The sequence below is a fragment of the Mesorhizobium sp. M7A.F.Ca.US.002.01.1.1 genome, assembly GCF_004022955.1.
Taxonomy (GTDB): Bacteria; Pseudomonadota; Alphaproteobacteria; order Rhizobiales; family Rhizobiaceae; genus Mesorhizobium; species Mesorhizobium ciceri.
Map to the genome: position 1 here is coordinate 1 of NZ_RZQE01000511.1, position 4,069 is coordinate 4,069.

General features: G+C 65.0%; 3 protein-coding genes. All 3 read left to right on the forward strand.

Going from position 1 to position 4,069, the window contains the following annotated elements:
• Positions 1-100 precede the first annotated feature (100 nt).
• A complete protein-coding gene (locus tag EN932_RS30820; RefSeq protein ID WP_063169954.1) occupies positions 101-1,672 on the forward strand; it encodes an NAD(P)/FAD-dependent oxidoreductase in 1,572 nt (523 codons plus the stop codon).
• Positions 1,672-2,154: a MarR family transcriptional regulator gene (locus EN932_RS30825; RefSeq protein ID WP_013527967.1), complete on the forward strand. Its 483-nt coding sequence runs from the start codon at positions 1,672-1,674 to the stop codon at positions 2,152-2,154. The genes EN932_RS30820 and EN932_RS30825 overlap by 1 nt, the downstream gene beginning before the upstream one ends.
• A 45-nt stretch (positions 2,155-2,199) precedes the next feature.
• The coding region (locus EN932_RS30830; RefSeq protein ID WP_164890704.1) for an indolepyruvate ferredoxin oxidoreductase subunit alpha at positions 2,200-4,069 on the forward strand (1,870 nt) is incomplete at its 3' end.

Here is a 4,069-nt window from a genome sequence, read left to right on the forward strand (position 1 = left end):
CCCCAAGAGGGGGAGATGGCCGGCAGGCCAGAGGGGGGCGCCGTAGAGCGCAATTCCACGCGATTGAACTCCACTGCCCGCAAGCAAAGAGCAACCGCCAATGACCGCCCCCGATCACATCATCGTCGGCAGCGGCATCAACGCGCTGGTCTGCGCGGCGATGCTCGGCGGCAAAGGGGCGCGTGTGCTCGTCCTGGAGCGCAACGACCGCATTGGCGGTTGCTTGCGCACCGAGGAGATCACCGCACCCGGCTTCATCCATGATGTGATGGCGACGACCTTCGTGCTGTTCATCACCTCGCCGGCCTTTGCGGCACTGGGCGCCGATCTCGCGCGCCACGGGCTGGAGTTCTGCCACACGGGCACGCCGACGGGCGTGCTGCGGCCGGATGGCAGCCATGCCGTGCTCAGCACCGACCGTGCCGCCAACATCGCCGCCCTCAACGCAATCGCGGCAGGCGACGGTGACCGGCACGCGGATGATGTCGGCGGCATCGAACGCAATGCCGGCCTGCTGTTCGGCTTGCTCGGCGGCAGCCTGTGGTCCTACCCGACAGCGAAGCTGCTTGCCGGTGATGGCTGGCGGCGTGGCCCGCGCGGCCTTGCCGCCTTCCTCGGCGAAGCTCTGGTGCCGGCGCGCGGCTGGCTCGAAAACACCTACCGGTCCGAAACCATCCGCGCGCTGTGGGCACCCTGGGTACTGCATGCCGGGCTTGGACCCGAGGACGCCTTCTCCGGCCAGATCGCCAAGGTGATCGCCTTCGCACTTGAGGCGGCCGGAGCACCGATCGTCAAGGGTGGGGCAAAAAACCTGCTGGCGGCCTTCGAGGCTTTGATTCGGGAACGCGGCGGCGATATCCGCACCGGCGCCGATGTCGCTTCGATCGTTCAAAACAATGGCCGGGCAACCGCCGTGCGGCTGGCCTCGGGCGAGACAATCAATGCCGACAAGAGCGTCATCTGCTCGGTTACGCCAACGCAGCTCTATGGCAGGCTGCTTGGCACGGATGCACCCAAAGCCGATGTCGAGGCGACGCAAAAGTACCGCTACGGCAAAGGCAATTTCCAGATCCACTACGCCTTGGACAAACCGCCCGCATGGCCGGGCGAAGGCTTGGATAAGGTGGCGTTGCTGCACCTCACGCCCGGCCTGGATGGCGTCTCGAAAGCTTGCAACGAGGCGGCGCGCGGCATGCTGCCGGAGGTGCCGACCATCTGCGTCGGCCAGCCGCACGCGCTCGACCCGTCGCGCTGCCCGGAGGGCAAGGCGATCCTGTGGCTGCAACTGCCAGAGGCGCCTCGCCACATCAAGGGCGACGCGGCCGGCAAGCTGCAGGCGCCGGCAGACGGGCAATGGACCGATGTGCTGCGCGAAGCCTATGCCGACCGCATTGAGGCGATCCTCGCCAGCCATATCGAAGGCTTCAAGGACAGCGTCATCGCGCGCCGCGCCTATTCGCCGGCCGATCTGGAGGCGATGAACATCAACCTGGTCGGCGGTGACCCCTATGGCGGTTCCTCGACCATCGACCAGTCTTTCCTGTGGCGGCCGTTCAAGACCAGCCGCAACCATCAGACCGGCATCAAGGGTCTCTACCATATCGGCGCCTCGACCCACCCGGGTGCGGGTCTCGGCGGCGGTTCCGGCTTTCTCCTGGCGGGGAGGCTGTGATGGAAGAGAAGGTCGCGGAAAAGCGCCAGCGCATTTCGACCCTGGGGCAGATCGGGCTGCAGCAATTCGCGCCCTATCTGATGAACCGCATCATGGGCCGCTACAACGCCACCTTGCGCGACGATTTCCGCAAGCAGGGCCTGACCATCCCGCAGGTCCGCACGCTCGCCGTGCTGTCGGTCACCGACGGTATCACCGTCAACGACCTCTCGGTCTATACGGTCATCGAGCAATCGACCTTGAGCCGGACCCTCGATACGCTGGAGGGCCAGGGTCTGGTGCGACGCGAGCAGGGTGTCACCGACAGCCGAATCCGCCATGTGTTCCTGACCGACGAGGGCCGCGCCGAGTTCACCCGCGCCTGGCCGGCCATGCACGACGCGTTCGAAGCGATGTTCGACGACATCGACGATGCCGAATATTCCGCGCTCATCGCCACGCTTTTGAAGATGCTGAAGAACATTCGCAAGCACGACATCTAGACCTACGCGCCGCCAGCGCTGGCGGTAACGGAAGGGAGAAAAAGAATGGCCGAACGGTCTTTTGCCAGGGAAGTCGAAAAACTCAGGCTCGGTGCCGGCGAGGAGTTTGCCGGCGAAGGCATTCTCGCCATCACCAAGGCGCTGCTGCAATGCGGCGTCGGCTATGTCGGCGGCTATCAGGGCGCGCCGATCAGTCACCTGATGGACGTGCTGGCCGACGCGCAGGACATTCTGGGCGAGCTCGGCGTGCATTTCGAAGCCAGCGCCTCGGAAGCCACTGCCACCGCCATGCTGGCGGCGTCAGTGCATTATCCCATTCGCGGTGCGGCGACCTTCAAGTCGACGGTCGGCACCAACGTCGCCTCCGACGCGCTGGCCAATCTCGCCTCCGGCGGCGTCACCGGCGGCGCGCTGATCATCGTCGGCGAAGACTATGGCGAGGGCTCCTCGATCATGCAGGAGCGCAGCCATGCCTTCGCCATGAAAAGCCAGGTGTGGCTGCTCGACCCGCGACCCAACCTGCCGTCGATCGTCAAGGCGGTGGAGGATGGTTTCGAGCTGTCGGAGATTTCCAACACGCCGGTCATGCTGCAGGTGCGCATCCGCTGCTGCCACGTGCATGGCCATTTCATCGCCAAGGACAACAAGCGGCCGCCGATGACGGTCGCCGATGCCCTCGACGCGCCGCGCCGCGACACCGGCCGCATCGTGCTGCCGCCCGCCTCCTTCCTGCATGAGAAGGAGAAGGTGCAGAAACGCTGGCCGGCGGCGGTCGACTTCATCGCCAAGAACAAGATCAACGAGTTCTTCGGCTCGGACCATGGCTCGGTCGGCATCGTCATGCAGGGCGGCATGTACAATTCGGTCATCCGCGCGCTGCAGCGGCTCGGCCTTGCCGACACCTATGGCGACACCGACGTGCCGCTCTATGTGCTCAATGCCGTCTATCCCTTGATCGATGACGAGTTCCTGTCGTTCTGCGAGGGCAAGCAGTCGGTGCTGGTCGTCGAGGAAGGCCAGCCCAACTACATCGAACAGGCCTTTGCTTCGATGCTGCACAAGGCCGGTCGAGGCACCAGGCTGGTTGGCAAGGAGCATCTGCCGATGGCCGGCGAATATACCGGCCAGGTCATGCTCGACGGCATCGGCGCCTTCCTGCGCGCCGAGGCGCCGCATCTGCTGCCGGGCGAGGTGCGCGCGCCCAACAAGGTCGGCGACGGCGTTGATGCAGCCGACCTCATCAATGTCGTGCCGGGCCGTCCGCCGGGCTTCTGCATCGGCTGCCCGGAACGGCCGATCTTTGCCGCGACAAAACTGGTCGAGCAGGAGCTCGGCAAGCATCACATCGCCTCCGACATCGGCTGCCATCTGTTCTCGATCATGCCGCCTTTCGAGCTCGGCGCCACCACCATGGGCTACGGGCTGGGCCCGGCCTCCGCCTCAGCCTTCAATTCGCCTGATGCCAAGCGGCGTTCCATCTCCTTCGTCGGCGACGGCGGCTTCTGGCACAACGGCCTGACCTCCTCAATTGGCAACGCGGTGTTCAACAAGAACGACGGCGTCATCGTCATCGTCGATAATTTTTACTCGGCCGCCACCGGCGGCCAGGACATCCTCTCGTCCCGCGCCGGCAACAAGACCAAGTCGACGAAGCATCCGATCACCGAGGCGGTCAAAGGCATGGGCGTCAAATGGCTGCGCCATGTCGACCGCACCTATGACGTGACCAAGATGCAGGACACGCTGCGCGAGGCGCTGACGACGGAGGAGAAGGGGCCGAAAGTCATCGTCGCCTCGTCCGAATGCATGCTCAACCGCCAGCGCCGCGAAAAGCCGCTGGTCGACAAGGCGATCAAGGGCGGGACCCGTGTCGTGAAACCGAAGTTCGGCGTGGATGAGGACATCTGTACCGGTG

Coding starts and splice junctions, on each gene's coding strand:
- EN932_RS30825 (WP_013527967.1), top strand. CDS start 1,672: ATGGAAGAGAAGGTCGCGGAAAAGCGCCAGCGCATTTCGACCCTGGGG.
- EN932_RS30820 (WP_063169954.1), top strand. CDS start 101: ATGACCGCCCCCGATCACATCATCGTCGGCAGCGGCATCAACGCGCTG.